Raw genomic sequence first — 22,243 nt, 5'->3', positions numbered from 1 at the left:
CTTTTTTAAGGCTGAGTGTAGTTTCTTTAGTTGCTCTGCATTGAGATGATTCTTCGCTGGCATTTCTGCACTCATTTGACTTAATTAAGCTTTCCATTATACCCTATTTAAATGCATAACAGCTTACTCATATTCCCAAACTCTATAAAACACCTTTGACACCACCCATCAACCCACAACGCCGGAATCTTAAACCTTGCTCCGCACTTTGGGCATTCTGATAGCAAACTCAATTTATGTTTTTCACACATCTGCGTCGTTTTAAACTGCCACTCAATCTTGTGACAAGGCACTTCCCCATAACACGCCCCACATAACCGAATTGGTTCATGTTTCATTCCCACCCCTTCAGGCGGTAACATCTGAGCTAACCTATCCGCATCAACGCCCATTAAAACGGCGATCGCCTCCAACTGCTGACGACTGGGAAAAGGATTGTGATAGAACTTTTCCCAACGAGCGTAGGCGAAGCCCGCCGAAGGCATCGCACCCCCAAGCCCCGCCGCCTTACCACCCGTAATCTTCCCGCATTTGTTCGTAATCAAAGATTTCTGGCATTTCTGGGACAGATTCATGTTCAATAACTGCCAATTCCATTTCTTCAGCTTCCGGCTTAGTCTGTAAGGGCTTTTTAGCTTTTTGAACTTCAACCTGCTCGGATTTTTGACGTTCCTTTTTGCTTTTCTTTTGAGTTAAAAAGGTATCGCGATCGCGCACTTCTGCCAAAATTGAGCGATTACTGACTGTTTTACCCGTCTCCCGAATCTTCCGACTGCTGGCTTTAGCCTCAATCAAAGACAGTTGCTCAGTTTGCAAATCTTGGGCATAAGCACGGGCTAAAAATACCTCTTTACCGTTTTCATTGCGGTAAACCAAAATAGTTGTAATATCTCTGGGGTCAAATCGCAGCACCACGCTTACTCCGGCATAGCCTTCCAAACAATCACCCCGATACATCAAATTCTCAAATTGCAGATAACCCCCTCGATAGATTGTGCGGCGGGTTTGCTTCATCAAACAAATGTCCAAATCCCGTTGAGAAATTAGACTAGGAACCGCAATCAATCCCCCTTCCCATCGTTGGAAGCGAGTCTGATCGCCCATTCGCGCATCAATACTTTGGTTGTACTTGTCTACAATGAAGCGCACCAGCAATTGTTCTAATTCCCACAGCGTCAGACAAGCTTCCTTCTCCGCTTCTTCTGGACGCTCCTGCACATTAGAACCTGTATATCCAGGCAACATTGAAAACAATTCCGTTCGCTATTTGGTGTTGGGTGGGGAAATAGCGATCGCGCCAGAAATAATATTATTGAGTCTTCAGCTTTAAATCTTGGCGCTGCTGCCAACGCTTCTTCAACTGAGATTTTTTCAACTCTCGCAGCCGCAGCCGCAACTGCTTCACATTGGGATTCTGTTTACCATAGCGCCAACTGACATAAGCTTGGGTAATCTCGTCAATCGCCTCAGCAGATTCCAGTGGCTGGTGTTGATACGCCAGAGAAGCATACTCCAAGGGCGTCTGGGCTGGATGCTTGGCGTATCCCTGAGTGCGTAAACTTGCCAACATTTCCTGGTAAAGACTTTCCATCGGCGGCAGCTTAGCTAACCAGCGACGGTACAGCCATAAACGCACACCCTTCCAAGCCAGCCAGCCCAAAAAACCTAGGCAAATGGCTAAAATGAGACCGGCGAACAAGCCCACCCAACCCCTGGATAACAACGCCCACAGCCAGATGATTCCCCCAATCAACCAGGTAGCGATCGCACCAAACACGTTATTCAGCCAACTGGTGACGGGCGAAGGCAACCAACCGGCAACCCACTTCCAGAATTGGCGCAACACGCTAAAAGTTTGGTCTTCTTCAATCGAAGCCGGAATGAGTGGATGCGTGGGAATCGGATCGAAAGCAAACCAACCGTTACTCGGAAAATACACCTCCGTCATCAGATAGGCATCAGTGTTGCGGACGATGTATAAGCCAGTGAAGGGATTGAACTCACCAGGGGAAAAGCCCCCCACCAGTCGCGCCGGGATGCCAATCGAACGCAGCATAATCGTGAGGACGCTGGAAAAGTGGTCTGGATAGCCGCCTTTGTACTTGAAGAGAAATGCCTCTACTAAGTCTTCGTTTTCATCCAAAAACGGCAAACTATTGGGATCTGGTGGAATTGTGTAGTGCTGTTTAAGATATTGAGCCAAGTAAAGAGCTTTTTCGTAAGGCGAGGTGATGGGTTTTTTCGACTTCGCTAAGATTTCTTCAGTTGCCTGCCGCACTTTGCCAGTAATTTGGGGAGGAACTTGCAGATAGTAATTTCGGATGGCTTTGGAATAGTCAGTGGACGCCTGCCCCAAACGAGTGCGATCGCGGTAAGGAACTTCTGAAACTACCGTGTAGGTGAGTCCCTCTTGCAACAGTGAAGGCGATCGCACGCTGCCTTCTGTATCCAGTGCCACTCTTTGCGTGGGATAGTAGAGTTCCTTGGGATACGCCAGGGCTGGCAGCAGATTCGCCATCTCAGACACCACCGTGTAGGTCTGAATCACCTCCCTAGTTTTCCCAGTAATGAACTGTCTGGGGATAAAAAATCGGTATGACCAAGGTGGACGCTCTACCGTCTGCGTTTGATTGTCGCGCGAAATCTCCCAACCTTGACCCGTATAGCGGTCAAACCCCAGCACCCGCCAAAATCCCTCTGACTGGGAGCGTACCCGCATCACCACCTTGGGCTTCATCTCTCCCCGCAGGTTCTGGTTAATCTTACTGTTAAAGCCGTAGTAAAAAGTATCATCTACATTGCCAGGGCCAGCGTCTTGATTTGACCCGCTACCAAAGCCTCCCTTGCCCTGTTTACCGGGGTTGACAATGCCACGGTTATTACTGGGAAAATCCTTTTGTGCGAGATTGCTGGGGGCACTGACGGGAAATGTCTGTAGCTGATAGCTAGGAAACCGAGGCATCACGGCAAAAAGCGTCAACCCCAGTCCCACGATCGCTAAAAAATTTATACTGAAAAATTTCCAATTAAAAATTGGGGAATTCCCCTTTTTTAATTTTTTATTTTTCATTTTTATTTGTTCCAAACCGAGCCGCGAACGGTAATCTAGCACCAACACCGGCAGGGCGATGCCTAAGAACACCAGCAACACGGGTGCAAAAGCGAACGTCTGGCTCACCGTACCAGCAACACCCAACAAAATCAGCCCGATTACCATCGAATACCCCAAGTCCTTGCGACGGGGCAGATCGAAGCTATGCAGCACTTGCAGATGAATTAACAACTCTGCCAGCACCAGTCGGGTATCGTTCAGTTGACCAAACAGATTTTTCAAGAAAACTGCCAGTGCCACCAACATTCCAATCGCCAGTAAGAACTTCACTGGCACATTGCGATCGCGTCGTCGATACCAACTCCACGTCGCACCGGCAATGCTGAGCGGCACAGCCCACAAGCTAATCTGCGTCTCGGCTGCCACATCCGTGGCGATGATTCCTACCAACACGAGCGCCTGCACCAGCACCCGCAACAGAATTGATTCTTCCGTTTCCGGCATCGGCATCGCCGCTAGCCGCTGCCTAAACTGATTAAAAACTGGTAGACGCCGCATACTGGGGAAAAGGTCAATCGCTAATTGCTCATTGCTAATTGTTCTATCACAGTTAGCGATTAGCCATTAGCCATTTAATTACTGACCGCGATCGCAAAAATCAGCGGTTGCCGATCCAGTTCCTGAAACTGAATTTCCAGAGGATAAGTCTGGTTGGGTTCCAAATCAAAGGATTCTACACTCAAATAGCCCGGATAAGTGCGCTGTGCCGTTGCCGAGCCTTGCGGGGTACGCACAGTTAACCTGCCGCCGCGAGGCAAGCGCGTCTCAATCCGGCATCTGGGAACCCGCCCTTCTACCTGATATTCCGCCCTAAGAGTCATCAGTCCAACAGTCGTCTCCCACTGTCGCTCTACCGGCTGCCGATCCGGCGATACAGGCAGCGTCAGCGCGTTGATGATTTCTCTAGCTGCCAATAAGGACAGCGCCATTTGTTGACTGTCTGTCGCCTCTTCATAACGATTTGTAAAAAGTTGCTGCTCTTGAGGAGAACGGGTCGGATAGAGCAGCACCAATCCTGCTAACTGGTTCAGTGCCTGGGGTTGCTCTGGAAATAAGGCACTGGCGGCACGCACCATTTTTGCTCCCTGTTGCAGCTGCGACTGCATCGCCTCCTGGCAAGAGTGTAGCAGTTGTGTTAAAACCGTTTCGGGTAGGGTGACTGGCAGACTGAAGTTAGAGAGCTGCGGCGTCCATAGGGGAACCCAGCTCGAAACTTGGCTGTCTGAATAGTCAGGTTCATAATTACGAATCTCCGTCTCCCAGGGAAACAGGGGTGGATTCCGTTCAATTTCTGCTTGTAGTTTGCGCTTCAAAAGCGCATGGAAACGATTTTGCACAGTCGGTATTTCTCCTCCCAAGTTGAGTGGTTGACAGCCTTGGGTCGCTTCACCGAAGTGGTCGGTCACTACGCTCAAGTCTTCTGAATCCAGTGGATCTAACGCATCCAATTCCAGCTCTGCCGCCAGCCAGTCGTCTGTAAGAGCAGGCGATTCTTGGGGTGGTGGCGCTGCTAGAGGATCGCCATCCTCTAGCAGACTCGCCAGAAAGCGGTTGTCTATCGCTTCGGAATTGTTGTCTAGGTCACTATTCATCTTGAGATGCACTTGCTCCGGATACTGAACGATTGCGAATTTCCCAGGCAATCTCTAGCAGCTTGAACCACCGCTTCTCCACCTGGGAGACCGTGCAACCCAAAGTTTGAGCGATCGCTGCGTTTGGGAGTCCCTGTTGCTTTAATCGTAGTAATTCCGCCTGCTGATCGCTCAGCATTCCTTGAAATGCTTGCCAGTGCTGAGGCGTCAAACCCAAATTCCGTTCCAAATCCGCTTCCAACCACTGATGCACCAGTTCCCAGCGCTGAGAAAGAGCAAATCGAATCAAATGATATTTGAAGCGTTGCTGCAAATAATCCCTTTGGCGCGGCGTCAAACCCAAAATTGCTTCAATTTCCCCAGCGGATAAATCTTTCAGGCGCAAAGTAAAATAATCGGCGCATTCATTTTGCTGGCGCTCTTTCAGATAAGCCAGCAACTCCTTAATCACCGTCTGGCGCAGGCTTTTTTCCAGCGGTTCGGATTCGTGAGCGACCATCGCCTCCCGCACCTGATGCACCGTCGCTTCATTCCAAACCGAGTCGGAATCAGTGGCAGCTCCCTCTGCCGCCTGCTCCATATCTACGGAAGTTTCCGGGGGTTGCTGTTGCGAAAAAGTCTGCGCCCGCAGGATAATTAATTGCTGAGTGCGATGACCGGGCAAAGGAATGCGCCGCTTGCCGTAGCGCTCGGCAAAAGCCATGTACTCTGCCAGTTCCAACAAAGTATGAGGACGATACGCCGCACCCATTCCGCTTTCTCGTCGAAATGCGTTTAAGGACTCAGCATAAAATCCCTGTAAGAAATCTTCTATCAGAGTTAGCCGCGCCTGGTAGCTCGTAGGCACTTGCGACGGTGTAATGTAGCGATAGATGATCGCACTGAGAGTGCTATGTAATTCTACTCGTCCCCGGTGTGCCCCCATTTGGTAATAATGAAGACATTGTTTCAGGCGAAGACGAGCCAGTGTTATTGCCCAGGTTTCGATGTCTCCTGAGTCCTGGATGCGCTTACTCTCAGTGCAAATCCGGGCGACTTCGCTAGCTATCCGCGCCGCAACCTCACGACAGTTCTGCTCCGACGCCTTGGATGACACTCGGAGTTCGTTAAATAGTAGTTGAAAGATTGCCTCCACCACTCCCTGGTAGATTTCCCCACAATGGCTGATTGTTGTCAAGACCCTAGCATACCCAACTACGACACGTTAACGGCAGAAGACCCCAAATAGTCCTTATGAACTTAGACCAACAAATTCAAGCTCTGATTGACAAAGCGCCCCTCTATCGCATCCCACCTAAGTGGATTACGGAGATTGCACCCGTTCTCGTAAACTATGCGACTGAGCTGCAACATTCGGAGTATTACATTCTCCAGAGTCAGGAAGATGGTTGGCTGTTGACGACCCTTAGCAATCGCGCCCAAGCCAATCTCGAAAAAAATGCGATCCACGCCTTTTCAACTTTAGAAGACGCCAACCTTTTCCCTTCGGTGCCAGATCCTGAAATTATTGCCTTGCCAGAACCTGTGACTCACATTTTATTTGAAATGGTTGGCAGGGATATTGTAGATAGCACGATTTTCTTTGAAACTCCCGGTAATCGTACCACCGGGACTGAAATATTTCGGGAAAATCTGCTGAACCGGATTAAAGAACACCGGCAACAACACTGGCCTTCCCTCAACTCTAATCCCAGAAATTTGCCCCCCGATATCGCTTGAGTCATGGGCTTTTTGTAGGGTGGTGTTGTCCGCCCTACGAATCATTATCATTCTTTGAGCGTGTAACGCCGAACAATCACTGCTAATTTTTAGATTTTTTAATGAACCGGATTCAGTACGCTGCAACGTCCGTTATATTAACTGACCCCCGTGGAAACGCCAACGAGGAAACAAAATTCGCATGATGGTTTGCGACGCCAGATAGACGCTAAGCCACACGAGACTGTAGTGCAGCACAAACCATTGCAGCGGCAAATCCCGTCCTACACCCGGTAAGCTAAATATTTTCACCAGCACTACGATAAATACCGCTTCCCAAATACCGGCAAGCAGCTGTAATGCTCCGGGCCAATCTCGATCCCAACGGAATTTCTGAATATAGTCATAAAGAAGATCCCAGCCGAGTCCAAAGACAGCAACATACCCTAGTATCCAGAAAAAAAGCGAGTCGGCACCGGGACTAATGACGCCCAAAGCAAAGGGCAACGTTACCAACGTGCCCACTGTTACTAGCAGAAATAATCTGGTTTGCCAACGACCAAAGAGTGTCGGAGTCATGGTAAATTTTTAATCCACTTACCGCATCAGTTTTCAAGCTTCAGTTCGGGCAGTCCGGACGCTTCTTTTTTGCGTAAATGACCTTCGTAGACTATTCCTACTTCTAGCTTAGATGGGCATCTCACCCAAACAGAATTTCCCACAATTGGCAGCCCTGTCGTTTCCGACATAACATTTGCCTCTTCGGGGTCGGCGATACAGCCAAAACCCATATAGTCAGCGATTTCCTTCATTGTCAAATCTTCTAGAAGGTAGCTGCTGCTCATCTCCGCTTCTTTACACTTGAACAGCCTGACTTCAGGTAAAACTTCGTTAAAAATTTTGAGTTTTCGCACTTTATTGCCTCCATTCCTATAAGTGCAATGGACTCGTATATTTTTGGTTCGCTCAGGGCGATGACAGCAGGTATTGATGGAGTCAACTTTTTTTCAGTATCTATCTATATTTTCTGCCTCTCCGCTTCTAGATGAATCAGCAATATTGCTGAAATCTGCTCTGGGCAATCAGTGGAGTGCCCAGAGCCAATCTAGTAAATTTACGGTGCTTGATTCACTACCCACTTCAGCCATTGCCCAAAAGAACTCAAAAAGTTCAGTCGATGGATTCCGGGGGCATGGGCTGCCGCCAGATTATCAACTGCACAAAGTGCTGCATATTGCAACCCTAAGAAGCTATCAACAGCGGCGTAAGGACCCCCTAGGGTCATAGCACCAGCAGCATACATCCGACCCCGCGAGGATCGCATTTCGACGAGTTCAAAATTGTTGGCAACAGCTATCCGCCCATTTTCATGGAGGGGGAGGTTGTAATGGGTGACAAGGTCGTTCAGGAGGGGATTGGCTTTGACTTTGGCATCGAGTCCGGTGGCGTCGATGATAAAGTCAGCTTCGAGGCGAATTTGTCCTTTTAATCCCTTTTCTTGAATATAGGTAACGGTGCGCTCAATTCCTGACGAGTGGGGGTTGCGTTCGACTCGTTCCACTTCCCCAAAGGTAATTTGATACCAGCCTTGACGGATGCCTTCTTCAACCATGCGTCGCCAATCTTGGCGGTCAGCTGTGGTGGTGCCGCCCCAATCGGCGAGTAAGCGCGATCGCTGTTCGGGGTCGGCTTTTTCAAGCATTACCCGCAATTCACCGCCCCAAGTGGCTTTAGGCCAGTTAAAGGGTTGAAATTCGTAATGATTTTCGACAGCCCGTTGCGATCGCCCAAATTTGTTACCTTGGGGTTTAGGCGATCGCATCAAGTGTAGCAGCGAGATATTTGGGTTTTTTGCCCTAGCTTCATAAATTCGCTGTACGATCCGCGAAGCGACAATCCCTCGCCCCCGAATCATCACGGTACCACCAAATTTCTCTAAATGCTCGTAGACGTGGTTATGTTCTTCGTAGGCATTGACGACGGACTTAAAATCATTGGTTTTTTCCCGGTAAGCTTGCAAATCTGGGAGAAACTGAATTGCCGGGTAGCCGGTGGCGAGTTGGACATTGCGGGCGATTAAGAAGGCATGGTCGCGGTGGTTGGCACTGGTACGAGAATAAGCGATCGCATATCGTCCATCCTCAGTTTTCCGAATCGAACGGACGCTGGCGTAGCGAAATATCTGTTCCCAACCAATCCGTTTTGCTTCCCTATCGATAGCGTCAAAGACATTACCGGCACGAGGGGTATAAGTTTGGGCAAAAGCCGGTTCGGCAAATACCTGCCACAAATACCCTAATCCTGTTCCTAAACTTCCCTTGAGCAAATCGTGCCCAGCTTCCCGCAGGGCATAACTAGGCCAACCCCAAATATTATCAGGACAAGAATCCGAATTCGACCGCAGCCGTTCGTACAGAGGAATTTGCGAATTCATGCACAGCCGCTTGTAACGGGCATACGGTTGGGGTTCCATTCCCAAAGCCGCAATCTGACTGCTTTTCACGCCGTAAATTCTTAATAAATCGACCCAGACAAAGCTGCCCAAACCGCCCCCAACGGCGGCATAGTCCACTTCATCCACCCGCAACCCAGTAGCATGGAGGTCTTGCACGACGACTTGCTGCGCCTGAAACGCGGGTGGGGGAAACGCTGCCGTTCCCCCAGGTGGCGCGGGGGAGACAAGCGGAGGCAGCGGTGCTGGATGGCTAATCCTGGGGTCAGGTAAATCCGTGTCTGGGTGAAAGAAAATCTGGGAATTGCCAGAGGGGGGCGATGCAGGTGGATTTGCAGCGAAGGTAACGCTGATGTAATAAGGGCCAATTTGCAGCGAGTCGCCATTACCCAGAACACTGCGCGTCTGACGTTGCCCATTAATCAAGGTGCCGTTGCTGCTGTTTTGGTCGATAACCACCAACCCGCCAGCGTCCATATCAATCAGGACGTGGAAGCGGGAAACCTCAAGACTATTGAGGGCTAATCGGGAGACGCGACGCCCATTAATTTCCGCTGGCATCTGATTAAATTCCCGTCCCAGTGCAATTGGGAGGGTTAGCGTCGGTTCTTTCCGTTCTCCCGTTCCTGGATCGTCCCAGCTGAGGCGAAGGCGCATGAGTGCTGGATTCATGGTTGATTAGTTGCTGCTAGGAGTGACTAAAACGCTCAATGCTGCTGCTAGGGAGGTGCCACACCACGGACACCCCAAATTCAGTAAGTTATACGGTGAAACTCGATGACAACTGGAACATTCCAAACCATAGGTTACAGCCGCTGGGTTAGGGGCGGTGGGGGCTGGTTTGCCTGCTGCGGGTGACGGTGGCGGCAACAAAACCGTAGGAGGAACGCCTATCACTGCCAGGGAAACCGCTGTCACCTTGAGTTCTATCTGTCCTAAACAGATCGTGCTACCCTGGCTCAGAGGCACCTCGCCTTGAATGATGGTGCGCCCATCCACTAGCGGCGGATTACTTTCTCGCAGGTTCCGCAAGTAAAAGCTTTGCTGCTGTTGGTTAAAAAATATTTCGACGTGCAGCCCAGATACTGTGGGATCTGTCAAAACGATATCGCATCGAGCTGGGTCACGACCAATCCGGATGGTGCCGGGATGTTTAGCAATTTGTCGATCGTGAATTGTCTGGGTTTGTACCCGACCGGCTTCTTGCCACTCTAAAGTTAATTCATTCATATTGCCAGCCCTTATATATTTTCTATTTTCTATAAAGTGCTTCAAGTCTTAGTGTCCTGATTTCTAACATGACCTGGAAGAAAAATCCGAAATTGTGTAGGAAGTTTAAAAAAAACTAAAATGCATAGGAAATGACGGCAAGCAGTTATCTTTGCTCAACCTCACTTTCTGAGAAGGCGTTACTCAGTGGCAAACTTTGTAAATGTTCCCGATGTTGTTCCCGTGCAATTCATTTAAGTTTTGGCGTTCGTGATGGCACCAACAAGCTTACTGGCATAGTTTAACAATTTTGTCAATGAAAACAGATATAAAATTATAGATGGGGTTGATACCAATCGGCGATCGCTTAAAAATAAAATTCGATTTTCTGCAACAGGAGGTTGTGATGTCAATTCAGCTACTCAGACGGCGATTTAGCCTAGAGGAATACCACCAGATGGCAGAGGCTGGTATTCTCACAGAGAACGATCGGGTGGAACTATTAGATGGAGAAATTGTAGAGATGTCCCCAATTGGAAGACGCCATGCAGCCTGTGTTGACCGTCTGAATAGATTATTTGGCAGTCGTCTAGCAGAAAGAGCCATTGTCCGAGTTCAAAATCCTATCGAATTGAGCGATCGCGCGGAACCACAACCTGACATCGCATTACTGCAACCACGGGAAGATTTCTACGAAGCGGGACATCCTCAACCCCAAGATATCTTGCTCTTGGTGGAAGTTGCAGACACCACTGCGGAGTTTGACCGCGAAATAAAAATTCCCCTGTATGCAAGTAGCAGAATTGCGGAAGTTTGGTTGGTGGATATTAATGAACAATGTCTAGAAGTTTACCGGCAACCTGCGTCAAATGGCTACCAGAACGTGCAGAAGTTACAGCGAGGACAAAGTATTTTTATCCAAGCTTTTCCTGATATTAACTTAACGGTAGATGAAATATTGGGATAGTGTTTCCTAAAAGAAGCGATCGCATCCCAAACACATCCCCGTCAAGCTTGCATCATCGATTCGACGCCAGTTTATCAGCAATGCGGGTTGTTTCTGGCAAGCGGTATTTCGTAGTGCAACGCATCACATAATCAATCGCCGTTTCTAGACTCACCCGATGTCCGCTAGAAATATAAACTGGCTTAACGCCAGTGCGCGATCGCAATACCGCGCCAATCGTTTCGCGGCGATACCGCAACGGTTGCCATGCGCCTTTTTCAACTGGCAACTCGTCATGCTTACCAACGAGCAAAGATTTGGCGACACCAATCGTGGGAAGGTCGATTAGCACTCCGAGATGGGAGGCGATGCCAAATCGGCGGGGATGGGCGATTCCCTGACCATCACAGAGGATTAAGTCAGGCGTGATGCTGACTTTTTCTAAGGCGTCTAGAACTGCCGGAATTTCCCGGAAGGAGAGGAATCCGGGAATGTAGGGAAAGGTAGTGGGACGGAAGGCGATCGCTTGCTCTTGTAGCTGTAAATCTGGAAAACTCAGAACGGCAACGGCTGCTCTACTGATGGTACCCGACTCCTCAAAACCCATATCGACCCCAGCGACATACTGCACCGATTCCAACTGGTCTGAAGTAATTACTTCTTTGCTCAGTTCTTGCTGGATGGCGATCGCTTCCTCAGCCGTATCAGGCCATGCATGACGTTGGTGGATTTTCATGGATTTACTTCCACATCCTGGGGTTTTTCCAGCCACTCAATTACCCTGGCTTCTTCCGGAAGTTTAGCTTCATTTTGCCCCGCTGCTCTCGCTCGGACATTAATCAAACCGATGGGAGTCCTCAACAAGTCTACAAGCGTGGCTTTCCCAGCGATCGCTTTCACACCCGTCACCGGCAATTCTTTGACCAACCACCGACTCAGGCGATATAGATATTCCTTGGCACTCAGGTTGTTCATCAGCTTGACGCCATGCAGTTCGTGCAAGTAGCGATTCGAGCGACCATACCGACGCCATTGACTTTGAAGTTCCTCAAGCGTGGAACGATGCCGGTGCTGGACAATCGCTGTAGGGGCAAAATGCAACTGCCAATCACTTTCCCGTTGGATGCGCCAACAGATGTCAGCATCGCCGCCAGTGGTCAAGTAAGGGCGGAATAAACCCACTTGTTCCAGAGCTTTCCGCCGAATCGCTAGATTAGCAGTTTGACCATAAGCACAGAACGGATTTTCTAAGGTATGTTTTTGGGATAAAACATTTTCTCGGTCAGCGTACTTTTCTAGCAGAGTGTTCCCTGGCAAAGCCATAATTTCACCGACGACAATGCCAATCGTGGGATTGGCAAACGGCTCAATTAGGTCTGCTAACCATTGCGATTGAGGACGACAATCGGCGTCGGTAAAGGCAAAAATCTCAGCCGTTGACGCCCGAATCCCGGCATTCCGAGCCGCGTAGGAGCTTTGGATTTGGTTTTCCGCAATCGGGCGAATGGTTAAGCCACAAGCGGCTGAGTCGGCGGCTGACTGGAGAAGTGTAGCAGTGCGATCGCAACTGTTATTATCGACCAGCAAATATTCGACATACTCAGCGGGGTAAGTTTGCGATCGCAGGCAGTCGATTAAGTCTGGCAAGTCCCCCTCACCATTGTAGATGGGGACAATTACGGAAACCCTGGGCAGAACGGGCTGTTTCATAGGGCTGGAGTTCATATTTACCTGGAATCACCATAGCAAGCCTGCTAACGCCAAAGCAGGCTGCTGTATAACCGCTTCTGAGCTGTGTTCAGTTGTCAACGTGGCTCCGTTTCAATTGAAAAAAGCGTTATTTTAACTGAGATTTAGCCGCGAATGAAATCTAATTAGGGTCTTTATCTTGCCGATTCACTTAACTGGAATCATCCGACTATCGTTCTAGCTGTTCTCTTGAGTTTGCCTCACTCCGTCAACAATTAACTCATTAATGCAGGGATTGTTGCTACGGTTGGAGTATTACTACATATCTATCTAGCATTTAGAGTAGCTTTGTGAGAGCGACATCAATGGATTGATCGTAACTAACAATTGATTACTCGACAGTTAGCATTCCACAGACGGATTGGCTGTTCCTGATAATGTCCGGTGCGATCGCAACACGTCAGAAGAGTGAATCAGGCTGTTCCTTGCAATAGGTCAGTCATGAACAATTCGTTGCGATTGAAATGAGAAGAATTTTTCTGTTTTTGTTCCTGTTTGTGGTATTGCTCACTTCAACATTGAGTCGAGCCGGTTCTGCAATCACTTCAAATAGCAACACCACTCCCAATATTCCGGGTTGGACTCTTACTTTCGCAGATGAGTTCAACTCAACTTCCCTGGACAAATCGAATTATGTCCGATACTGGGGTAAACCGAGTTCAGCAGGAGCGGTTTCCTGGTGGAATGGAAACTCCGCACTAATCGTAGAAAACGGACTATTGCGCCTCAAGATTGCGAAAGAAACCGTAACTAAGAATGGAGTCACGTTTCCTTACACCGCAGGCGGGTTTACCCAACTTACGGCTCAAACCTACGGACGTTGGGTAGTTCGGGCGCGTTTTCAAAAGGGAGAAGGTACCCAAGGCTACATTTCGCTGTGGCGACAGGACTTTAAGTGGCCTCCGGAAATCGACTTTGCTGAAATCAGGGGAAACATACCTAACGAAAATATCTTTACGCAGCACTATTTGCTGGATGGTAAAAAGAAGTCAGAAGTTTCCAAACTGTACGAAACTAACTACACCGACGACTTTCACGAATACACCGTGATTTGGGAACCCGGACGCTTGACATGGCTCGTCGATGGCGTGCAAAAATTTACCACGACGCAAAAGTTTGATGCTTTCCCAATGGTGCTGGCGGTGGGCAATCTCGTGGGTAGCTGCGACAGCTTTGCGGGATGTCCTCTCACCACAACCCCATTTCCGACTTACTTGGATGTTGACTATATCCGCGTCTATAAAAAGAATCAATAGATGTTTTCTAGTCAATCCAATTTCACTTTTTGGGTTCAGTAAAAACGCCTGACAACTAAAGTCGCGGCTACACAAACTAATACCATTTGGGTTGTGAGGCGCTACATTAACTAGCCCCCTAACTTCCCGATAAATTGGGGGGCTAAGAAGTCTATCTGTTGCCAACAAAAAACAAAATGGTAAGTAGATGGATCTAATTATTTGTAGGATGGGTAGAGCGTAAGCGTTACCTATCAAACCCGTGTCATGCGTTGGGTTTCGTTCCTCAACCATTCCCTACATCAGATGCGCGAGTTTAATTATGTCTACCTACTTATAAGCCCCTGAAAAACTATCCACATCTCAGATGTGTAGGCTGGGTAGAGCGTAAGCGAAACCCAGCACTGGTGCAGTTTGCCCTAGTTACTCTCCCTTGAAGGCTAAAGCCTAGGCTTACGCTCTACCATTCCCTACGATTTTTCAAGGGTTTCAGAGTTTTAGACGCAGTTTCAACCGCCGACTTCAGAAGAATGGTGCAAGATGTGGGGATATTTACTTTGGTTTCCTCCGCAAGATGGAGTGGACTTTTAAATATCACAAGTTACATTAATTTACAAGAGAGATTTAAAAAACTTTGTGAAGGGAGGGTGAAGGTAAGCTGTGGCTGACAGTGAAAAGAAAAAAGTAAAAAATACGATTATTAATTGGCGTAACATTGACTTTCAGACGGTTAGGCAAAGAATCAATCAAATTACTAAGCAGCTGGAAGAGGTTCAAAAAAAATATGAACCCCAAGGCAATCAATTGAACTCTTATCAGCAAGAAAGCGCACAAGAGTCACGCCGTAATTGAGATCATTCCGTTGCGAAGCGCTGGCGCAAGATAAACTCTGCAACACTCAAATCCACCGGCGTTGTCACCTTCAGATTCGTCTCTTCTCCCTGCACAATCCGGACTTTCAAATTGCACTTTTCAAATAAAGCCGCATCATCGGTAACTTCCCAATGTTGGTGTCGGGCTTCGGTATGACACTGTTGCAACAAATCAACTTGAAAACCTTGCGGTGTTTGAGCCGCCCATAGATGCTGTCGATCGGGTGTACTCTCAATTAACCCAGTCGCATCCACGACTTTAATGGTATCTTTCACCGGCACCGCTGCAATTAAGCCGGGACAATTCATCAGTTCTTCAGCACACCGATCCAGTAATTGGGGCGTCGCCAGACACCGAGCGCCATCATGAATTAAGACGTGGTGGGCGGGTGGGAGCGCCTGCAAGCCGTTGTAGACAGATTCTTGCCGGGTTGACCCACCGACGATCAATTGCACTGGCTTGGTGAGGGAGAGATTGGCGAGAATCTCCTTGAAGTCGGAAAAGTCATCTGGATGAGCAATTAAACCGATCCAACTGATGTGACGAGAAGCTTCAACCGCTTGGAGAGTCCAGTGAATCAAGGGTTTACCGAGCAACGTCAAAAGGAGTTTGTTGCGATCGCTCCCCATCCGACGCCCCATCCCTGCTGCTGGAATCAATAAATGCACAGTCTTCCTCTTTTGCTGACCGCTTTGTTAATCCTTGTTGCGCTCAGTATATCTTCCCCTAAAATGAAGCTGATAAATAACCTCGATCAACAGTAATGCGAATACTTGCCCTTGTCCCCGGCGGGATTGGCGACCAAATTCTGTTCTTCCCTACCCTGGATGACCTGAAGCGGTATTACCCGGAAGCTCAGATTGATGTCATTGTAGAACCCAGGGCAAAGGGTGCCTACCGGGTTTGCAAGTCGGTTAATGAAACCCTCACTTATGACTTCAAAGACCGTACTGGGCCAGCAGACTGGGGAAATTTACTGGGTGTAATCCGCGATCGCCAGTATGATATCGCCCTGTCTCTGGGGCGTAGGTGGAGTGTGGGGCTGCTGCTGTGGCTGACTGGCATTCCGGCTCGAATTAGCTATAACGGCCCAGGAAACTGGTTTCTCACTAACCCAGTACCGCTAAAAACTGAGCAGTATGCCGCTGATATGTATCACGATTTGCTGCAAGGTTTAGGAATTAATTCCCCCTGTCCGCCTCTGGCGGTCAATGTACCAAAACCAGATATTGAGTGGGCACAAAAGGAACAAAAACAACTAGGTGTTCAGGAAACTGGCTACATCCTGATTCATGGTGGTTCTAGCGCCCTGGCTCAGGCGAAAGGGATTGATAAAATCTACCCGGTCAAGAAATGGCAGCAGATTATTCAAGAAACTCAACAGCGCCAGCCCGATTTGCCGATTGTCCTCCTCAAAGGGCCAGAGGATCAAGCATTCGTCAGCCAACTGATGCAGTCCTCCTCTAACCTGAAGGTGACTTCCCCTGGGGATATCGGGAAGTTGGCGGCAATGATTGCCGGTGCTAACTTGATGCTGTGTACGGATAGTGCGCCCATGCACTTAGCCGTCGCCGTTGGTACTTACACGATTGCGCTGTTTGGTCCCACAGAAGCGAAAAAATTGCTGCCGAGTAGCGATCGCGTTCGCGGTTTGCAATCCTCTAGTTCCTCGATAGCCGACATCCCTCCAGCAGATGTTCTCAAGCAAATCTGGGGCGGTTAAATAATTAAAAATTAAAAATTAAAAATGCAAAATTGCAAAATTTTAATTTTTAATTTTCCCGCCCCTCCAAACTATTCTCTGTTGATGCAATTCATGTCTAAAACTGCCAAACCAGCAGTATTTCTTGACCGGGATGGCGTCCTCAATGTCGAAGCCGGTTATATCCATCAAGTTGAGGATTTACACCTAATATCGGGGGTGGCTCAGGCGGTACGGCTGCTCAACGACCGACAGATGTTTTGCTGTCTCGTCTCCAATCAATCTGGCCCCGCACGAGGCTACTATCCGGCTAGCCATGTGGATGCCCTGCACCTGCGCCTCTGCCAGCTATTGCAAGCTGAAGCAGGGGCGCGTTTAGATGCTTTGTATTACTGCCCTTATCTCAGTCCCCCGGAAGGAGGGACAAATCCAGAATTCAGCCGCTGGAGTACCTGGCGCAAGCCGAATACGGGAATGCTGGTGGCGGCGGCTTGGGAACACGATCTCGATCTGTCGCGCAGTTTTATGGTGGGGGACAAAGCCACCGATATCGACATGGCGCACAATGCCGGTTGTACGGGGATTTTAGTGCAAACTGGATTTGGCGATCGCGTCCTCACTGGTGACTACCAACACCACACTCAACCCGATTACATCGCTCCAGATTTAGTCGCGGCGGTTGAGTGGATTTGCCAGCAGAACAATTAAAAATTACTCTTAATTTAATTTTTAATTGAGTTGGATAGCTTTAAATTCAATATCGATAGCCCCAAAATTACCAAAAACAACACCAGTCCAATCGTGCAAGCATAACTCATCTCTAAATTTTGGAAAGCTTGCTCATAGAGATAATAAACAATCGTCTTGGAACTGTTTCGCGGCCCTCCTTGGGTCATAATATAAACCTCTTCAAAGACTTTCGTGGCAGAAATAGCAGAAATCACCGCCACTAGCACCAGATACGGTTTCATCAATGGGATCGTAATGTCCCAATGCTTGGCAATCCCGTCCGAGCCATCAATCGCCGCCGCTTCATAGACATCTGCTGGAATTGATTGCAATCCAGCTAAATAAATCACCATGTAGTAGCCTAATCCCTTCCAAATCGTCACCACCATGACGCTAAAAAGCGCAAAGTGCGGGCTAGTCAGCCAAGGGATGCCATTTTGGAGAAACGGGATAATTTTTGTGTTTACCAACACCTGATTCAACAGACCGTTTTCTGCATAAAGCCAGTTCCAAGCAATCCCAGCCACCACCATTGAAATGACTACAGGTGTATAATAGAAAGCTCTAAACCAGCTAATTCCACGTAGCTTTTGGTTGACCAGAATCGCCAGTCCTAGCGATGCCACAACTAAAATCGGCACGACAAAAATCAGGTAAAGCAGAGTATTCCCCAGCGTCTGCCAAAACACCATATCTGTCCACAGACGCCGAAAATTCTTAAAACCTACCCATTCTGGCGGTTGACCAATGAGAGTGTATTCGGTGAAAGAAAGGTAAAACGCTTGTAAGGCAGGCCAAAAAACGGTTAGCCCCAAAATCAACAAAGCAGGCAGCAAAAACAGATAAGGCGTTAATCTTTGTTTAGCGAAAATCCAATCTTTCGGCATCCAATGCTGCATATTAAAAAGCAATTAGCAATGAGTAATTAGAAATCCTTCAATTGGCGATTCGAGTGTAGTCTATTTTACTGTTGTTGGAAACTTCAGGGTAGTTTAATATACACTAACCGTCATGAAAGGAGCAGCGAATAGCTGCCTCGCCACAGCTGACGAGCTTTCTCCGAGCTTTACATTATTTCTGTAGGAGACGCCGAGAGTGGAGCGGTTAGAACCAGTTGATCTCAAGGAAAACATCAGGGGGCTGGGAACACCGTTTGAAATGACTTATACGTTGCCGACAGCAGATGCATTGCAAGAGTGCCATGTCTCAACGGGGCAATCCCTATCAGGAGTTCGTACTCTTTCAACCCTGATGAGTAACTTACCTGGCATGGCTTACCGTTGCCGCAACGACCAGAACTGGACAATGGAGGCGGTCAGCGAGGGCTGCTATCCGCTCACCGGCTACTCTCCGTTTGAACTCATTGGCAACCGGGAAATCTCTTATGCCCAACTGATTCATCCTGACGACCGAGAGCGGGTGTGGAAAGCCATACAAGCCGCCGTGCAAGAAAATAGACCCTTCCAGCTTGTCTACCGCATCATCACAGCAGCGGGAGAAGAGAAATTTGTCTGGGAACAGGGTTGTGGAGTTTTCTCCGAGTCGGGAGAACTGCTAGCTCTGGAGGGCTTGATCGTGATTTCAATCCCTAATCGGGATTTAGCTCCCCGCCCCGCTAACACTTTACACCCATTTGCGGATAGGTCTATTGACATTAGCGATCGCCAGCGGGCTGAAGAAGAAATTCAACTGTTGCAAACCCTAACCCAGGCAATTAGTGCTGCTCCTGATTTTCACACGGCACTTTCAGTGGCGTTACGTCAAGTGTGTGAAATGACTGGCTGGAATTTTGGCGAAGCTTGGATACCCAGCTCAGACGGCACTATTTTAGAATGCAGTCCCGCCTGGTACAGCAGCACTTTAGAGTTACAGGTTGAAAGGTTGCAACTGGAAGGTTTAAATCAACCTCCTAACTTTCAACCCAACACTAAGCTGCAATCAGAACTTCCCCTAACCCTGAGTGAGTTCCGGCTAGAGAGCGAAATCTTGAAGTTTTCACCGGGAATTGGGCTACCGGGACGAGTTTGGTTATCCAAGCAGCCAGAGTGGATTCCCGATGCTTCGATTGAGCCGCCCCCATTTTTTATCCGGACTCAGTTCGCCAGAAATTGCGGACTCAAAGCTGGATTTGCCGTGCCGATTATCTCTAAAGATCGGGTAGTGGCAATTCTCACTTTCTTCCTGTTTGAATCTCGCCAGAAGGACAAGCGACTGGTTGAGCTGGTGTCAGCAGTGGCAGCGCATCTGGGAACCGTGATGCAGCAAAAGAAAGCGGAAGCTGCACTGGGAGAGAGCCAGCGCCGTCTGGCAAGTTTGATTGACTCGTTGCCAGGGATTGTGTTTTCTTGTGGAAATGACCCAGCGTGGTCGATGACTTACATTAGTGAAGGTTGCTTTACGCTGACTGGGTATCACAGTGAAGAATTGATCGGCGATCGCGCGGTGTCTTATGATTCGATTACTCATCCTGAGGATTTACCCAAGGTTTTAGAGGCGATCGCTACGGGCATCACGCTTCTAAAACCCTATGTTGTGGAATATCGCATTCGTACCCAATCAGGTGTGGAAAAATGGGTTTGGGAGAAAGGAGCGGCGGTCTATGACAGCGCAGGTAAAGTCCTCGGACTCGAAGGCTTCATCACCGATATCACCGAGCGCAAGCGGACAGAAGAGGCTCTACAGCAAGCAGAAGCAAAATATCGCAGTATCTTTGAGAATGCAATTGAGGGGATTTTCCAGACGACGCCCGACGGACAGTATATTAGTGCCAATCCCGCTCTGGCACGCATTTATGGATATGAGTCTCCGACAGAACTGATGGCGCGTCTGACGGATATTAAACAGCAACTATACGTTGACCCGAACCGGCGTGCTGAGTTTAAGCGCCTGTTGCAAGAACACGATGTCGTTTCAGAGTTTGAGTCTGCTGTCTCCCGCCAAGATAGCAGTATCATTTGGATTTCGGAAAATGCCCGTGCGGTGCGCGATTGTGAAGGTAAGCTGCTTTACTACGAAGGCACGGTGGAAGATATTACCGAGCGCAAGCGGGCAAAGGAGCAGCTGCGGGAGCGGGCGTTTTATGATACCTTGACTGGCTTGCCCAACCGGGCTTTGTTCATGGATCGCCTCAGTCAAGCGGTGGAGCGAGCGAAACAGTATCAAGATTTTCAGTTTGCGCTGCTGTTTGTAGATTTGGATGGTTTCAAAAAAGTCAACGACAGTTTGGGGCACCTGGTTGGGGATAAATTATTGGTAGCATTAGCCGATCGGCTGCTTCGCTGCGTCGCTCACCGCCTCGAAACCTGCGTGCGTGCTGAAGACATCGTCGCTCGTTTGGGAGGAGATGAATTTACCCTGCTTTTAGAAGCCATTGACGACCTTAGTAACGCCACCAGCATCGCCGAACGAATCAACCGAGAACTGACACCGCCTTTCTATCTCGACGGACACGAAGTTTTTACCGGCGCTAGTATTGGCATTGTTCTCAGCACCGGATACGATCGACCTGAAGACCTGCTGCGCGATGCCGATACAGCCTTGTATCGTGCCAAAGCGCTAGGCAAGGGACGGTATGAGGTGTTCGACAATGGGTATCCACCTAACAAGACCTCTTAAAAAATTTTGGATTGTAGATTTGGGATCGAGGTGGAATTCGCAAGGGAAGAGATAAAGGCGATCGCGTCTCTACCAAATAGAGAGGCGTGAAAAAATTAAATCTGGCAGCCTTTGAGCAAAATTGTGATAAACGGTCGCATCAAAGCTGTTGCGACTCCTTTGGGAAAACAGCAGATGTATGAACTGGCAATTCCCTGAAAAGTCCAAAATCCCAAGTCCAAAAGCCGAAGAAAAAGAAAAGAAATCCTTGACTCTTGAATTTTGCTTTTTTCTGGTTTCCTTCTTTAATCGTTGCAAGTGGCGAAAGTGCTAGGCATTTGGCAGCCACTGGAACACCTGGCTTACCGGGGTTTATTCCGCCTCCGGGGAGCGATGCCTTGGGATCAACGGGTGGTGTTAATTGACATTGATGATGCTTTTTTTAAAGGAACTAGGTCGCTTTCCTTGGCCTCGCAGGCAATACACCCAGTTGCTGAATCAACTGTCCGCAGCAGCAGCCCAGTGTGGTGGTATTGGACGTGCTGATGCCCGAAAGTAGCCCGGAAGATGGACAGATGGCGGCGGCGATGGACAAACTGGGTCAGGTGGTGTGGCTAGAGGGATGGGATCGCACAAATGCCCGCTTGCGTCCAACTCCAGAATTGAGAAAAAGCGCGATCGCTACCCGTACATATTGCCAACCACGAGGATGGTGATGGTTTAACTCGCTCGCGTTGTACCGCAAGTTGAAGGCGTGCCTATGTTTAAGCATCAGTGCTATTGGCGTGAATCTTTCTGGGATGCAGTTTGCCCAATCTGACATGGTTCAACATATCGATCGAATTGTTCGGGATACTGGTGAGAGAAACTAGCTCTTTAAAGCTGGAGATTACTGAAACTTGCTTGCTAGAAGATGCCGATACCGTAACCGCTATGCTTTTCTCAGCTGAGCAGCCCTGGGAGTTAAAGTGGGAATTGACGATTTTGGCACCGGCTATTCTTCCTTAGGGCGTCTGCATTGCTTACCGATTGATACTTTGAAAATTGACCGCTCTTTTATTAGCGGCGTGGGTGATGAGGAAAATCGCTCTTGAAATTGTCCAGACAATTATGACGCTGGCTCACAATCTCGGTATGGATGTGGTTGCCGAAGGTATCGAAACCGCAGAGCAGATGCTTCAGCTCAAGCGGCTGCAATGTGAATATGGACAAGGATACTTTTTTTCTAACGGGACTTAAACAATGAATTAAAACCAAATGAGTTATGATCCATGCCAGATAAGAAGTTCACGTTGAAAAATACCCATGAAGGAAACTACACCCGACGCAATGCCTCCATGCTTTGAGAAATG

23 protein-coding genes and 1 pseudogene are annotated in these 22,243 nt (G+C 48.6%); 11 read left to right on the top strand and 13 right to left on the bottom strand.

What is annotated here, in order from left to right; translation table 11 throughout:
- Positions 1-107: 107 nt before the first annotated feature.
- The 5 genes and pseudogenes from ACFW2W_RS09670 to hetZ all read right to left on the bottom strand — a co-directional run bounded on the left by ACFW2W_RS09670 (position 108) and on the right by hetZ (position 5,872).
- Positions 108-485 carry a hypothetical protein gene (locus ACFW2W_RS09670; RefSeq protein ID WP_378176669.1) on the bottom strand — a complete coding sequence of 126 codons (378 nt, stop codon included), beginning with the start codon at positions 483-485 and terminating at the stop codon, positions 108-110.
- Positions 486-507: 22 nt separating this feature from the next.
- A pseudogene (locus ACFW2W_RS09665) lies at positions 508-1,260 on the bottom strand (Mu transposase C-terminal domain-containing protein); the annotation flags it as partial.
- 49 nt (positions 1,261-1,309) lie between these two features.
- On the bottom strand, positions 1,310-3,610 hold the full coding sequence (locus ACFW2W_RS09660; RefSeq protein WP_378176658.1) for a DUF3488 and DUF4129 domain-containing transglutaminase family protein: 2,301 nt from the start codon (positions 3,608-3,610) through the stop codon (positions 1,310-1,312).
- Positions 3,611-3,684: 74 nt separating this feature from the next.
- Positions 3,685-4,704, bottom strand: a complete 1,020-nt coding sequence (locus ACFW2W_RS09655; RefSeq protein ID WP_378176655.1) for a hypothetical protein — start codon at positions 4,702-4,704, stop codon at positions 3,685-3,687.
- Entirely contained in the window at positions 4,697-5,872 is a 1,176-nt protein-coding gene (hetZ, locus tag ACFW2W_RS09650; protein ID WP_378176666.1) for a heterocyst differentiation protein HetZ, read from the bottom strand. Before hetZ ends, ACFW2W_RS09655 begins: the two co-directional genes overlap by 8 nt.
- 65 nt (positions 5,873-5,937) lie before the next feature.
- On the opposite strand from hetZ, the gene ACFW2W_RS09645 reads away from it, so the two are divergent.
- Complete coding sequence (locus ACFW2W_RS09645; RefSeq protein ID WP_378176652.1) at positions 5,938-6,423, top strand: hypothetical protein; 486 nt, start codon at positions 5,938-5,940, stop codon at positions 6,421-6,423.
- Between the two features lie 132 nt (positions 6,424-6,555).
- On the opposite strand, the gene ACFW2W_RS09640 is transcribed toward ACFW2W_RS09645, so the two are convergent.
- From ACFW2W_RS09640 to ACFW2W_RS09625, 4 genes are all read right to left on the bottom strand, one after another.
- On the bottom strand, positions 6,556-6,981 hold the full coding sequence (locus ACFW2W_RS09640; RefSeq protein WP_378176649.1) for a hypothetical protein: 426 nt from the start codon (positions 6,979-6,981) through the stop codon (positions 6,556-6,558).
- 26 nt (positions 6,982-7,007) lie between these two features.
- Positions 7,008-7,316, bottom strand: coding sequence for a hypothetical protein (locus tag ACFW2W_RS09635; RefSeq protein WP_378176646.1), 309 nt, complete (start codon positions 7,314-7,316; stop codon positions 7,008-7,010).
- Between the two features lie 200 nt (positions 7,317-7,516).
- On the bottom strand, positions 7,517-9,526 hold the full coding sequence (locus ACFW2W_RS09630) for an FHA domain-containing protein (RefSeq protein ID WP_378176643.1): 2,010 nt from the start codon (positions 9,524-9,526) through the stop codon (positions 7,517-7,519).
- Between the two features lie 6 nt (positions 9,527-9,532).
- Entirely contained in the window at positions 9,533-10,084 is a 552-nt protein-coding gene (locus ACFW2W_RS09625) for an FHA domain-containing protein (protein ID WP_378176641.1), read from the bottom strand.
- A 385-nt stretch (positions 10,085-10,469) separates the two neighbouring features.
- Between ACFW2W_RS09625 and ACFW2W_RS09620 the strand changes: the two genes are divergently transcribed.
- On the top strand, positions 10,470-11,030 hold the full coding sequence (locus ACFW2W_RS09620; RefSeq protein WP_378176663.1) for a Uma2 family endonuclease: 561 nt from the start codon (positions 10,470-10,472) through the stop codon (positions 11,028-11,030).
- Positions 11,031-11,082: 52 nt separating this feature from the next.
- On the opposite strand, the gene nfi is transcribed toward ACFW2W_RS09620, so the two are convergent.
- Both nfi and ACFW2W_RS09610 read right to left on the bottom strand, forming a co-directional pair.
- Positions 11,083-11,745: a deoxyribonuclease V gene (nfi, locus tag ACFW2W_RS09615; RefSeq protein WP_378176638.1), complete on the bottom strand. Its 663-nt coding sequence runs from the start codon at positions 11,743-11,745 to the stop codon at positions 11,083-11,085.
- Positions 11,742-12,734 carry a glycosyltransferase gene (locus ACFW2W_RS09610; protein WP_378176635.1) on the bottom strand — a complete coding sequence of 331 codons (993 nt, stop codon included), beginning with the start codon at positions 12,732-12,734 and terminating at the stop codon, positions 11,742-11,744. Before ACFW2W_RS09610 ends, nfi begins: the two co-directional genes overlap by 4 nt.
- Positions 12,735-13,222: 488 nt before the next feature.
- Here ACFW2W_RS09610 and ACFW2W_RS09605 point away from each other — a divergent pair, with 488 nt between their 5' ends.
- Both ACFW2W_RS09605 and ACFW2W_RS09600 read left to right on the top strand, forming a co-directional pair.
- Positions 13,223-14,014, top strand: a complete 792-nt coding sequence (locus tag ACFW2W_RS09605) for a family 16 glycosylhydrolase (protein WP_378176632.1) — start codon at positions 13,223-13,225, stop codon at positions 14,012-14,014.
- Positions 14,015-14,653: 639 nt separating this feature from the next.
- Positions 14,654-14,845: a hypothetical protein gene (locus ACFW2W_RS09600; protein WP_378176630.1), complete on the top strand. Its 192-nt coding sequence runs from the start codon at positions 14,654-14,656 to the stop codon at positions 14,843-14,845.
- Between the two features lie 2 nt (positions 14,846-14,847).
- Here ACFW2W_RS09600 and ispD read toward each other — a convergent pair whose 3' ends face one another.
- Entirely contained in the window at positions 14,848-15,534 is a 687-nt protein-coding gene (gene ispD / locus ACFW2W_RS09595) for a 2-C-methyl-D-erythritol 4-phosphate cytidylyltransferase (RefSeq protein ID WP_378176627.1), read from the bottom strand.
- A gap of 95 nt (positions 15,535-15,629) precedes the next feature.
- Here ispD and ACFW2W_RS09590 point away from each other — a divergent pair, with 95 nt between their 5' ends.
- Both ACFW2W_RS09590 and ACFW2W_RS09585 read left to right on the top strand, forming a co-directional pair.
- A complete protein-coding gene (locus tag ACFW2W_RS09590) occupies positions 15,630-16,589 on the top strand; it encodes a glycosyltransferase family 9 protein (protein ID WP_378176624.1) in 960 nt (319 codons plus the stop codon).
- A gap of 93 nt (positions 16,590-16,682) precedes the next feature.
- Positions 16,683-17,276 (top strand): D-glycero-alpha-D-manno-heptose-1,7-bisphosphate 7-phosphatase, encoded by a 594-nt coding sequence (locus ACFW2W_RS09585; RefSeq protein ID WP_378176660.1) that lies wholly within the window; start codon positions 16,683-16,685, stop codon positions 17,274-17,276.
- A gap of 14 nt (positions 17,277-17,290) precedes the next feature.
- Here the strand turns inward: ACFW2W_RS09585 and ACFW2W_RS09580 are convergent, their stop codons facing one another.
- Entirely contained in the window at positions 17,291-18,196 is a 906-nt protein-coding gene (locus ACFW2W_RS09580; protein ID WP_378176620.1) for a carbohydrate ABC transporter permease, read from the bottom strand.
- Positions 18,197-18,392: 196 nt separating this feature from the next.
- Between ACFW2W_RS09580 and ACFW2W_RS09575 the strand changes: the two genes are divergently transcribed.
- The 5 genes from ACFW2W_RS09575 to ACFW2W_RS09555 all read left to right on the top strand — a co-directional run bounded on the left by ACFW2W_RS09575 (position 18,393) and on the right by ACFW2W_RS09555 (position 22,130).
- Positions 18,393-20,912: a PAS domain-containing protein gene (locus tag ACFW2W_RS09575; protein WP_378176616.1), complete on the top strand. Its 2,520-nt coding sequence runs from the start codon at positions 18,393-18,395 to the stop codon at positions 20,910-20,912.
- A gap of 306 nt (positions 20,913-21,218) precedes the next feature.
- Entirely contained in the window at positions 21,219-21,437 is a 219-nt protein-coding gene (locus ACFW2W_RS09570; RefSeq protein ID WP_378176614.1) for a hypothetical protein, read from the top strand.
- Entirely contained in the window at positions 21,437-21,607 is a 171-nt protein-coding gene (locus tag ACFW2W_RS09565) for a hypothetical protein (protein ID WP_378176611.1), read from the top strand. The genes ACFW2W_RS09570 and ACFW2W_RS09565 overlap by 1 nt, the downstream gene beginning before the upstream one ends.
- 252 nt (positions 21,608-21,859) lie before the next feature.
- Entirely contained in the window at positions 21,860-21,985 is a 126-nt protein-coding gene (locus tag ACFW2W_RS09560) for an EAL domain-containing protein (RefSeq protein ID WP_378176608.1), read from the top strand.
- Positions 21,966-22,130, top strand: a complete 165-nt coding sequence (locus ACFW2W_RS09555) for an EAL domain-containing protein (protein WP_378176605.1) — start codon at positions 21,966-21,968, stop codon at positions 22,128-22,130. The genes ACFW2W_RS09560 and ACFW2W_RS09555 overlap by 20 nt, the downstream gene beginning before the upstream one ends.
- Positions 22,131-22,243: the final 113 nt, after the last annotated feature.

The organism is Coleofasciculus sp. H7-2, from assembly GCF_042747725.1.
Lineage (GTDB): Bacteria > Cyanobacteriota > Cyanobacteriia > Cyanobacteriales > FACHB-T130 > FACHB-T130.
Note: the sequence above shows the minus strand (reverse complement) of the source record. Positions and strands in the feature narration are given on the sequence as shown.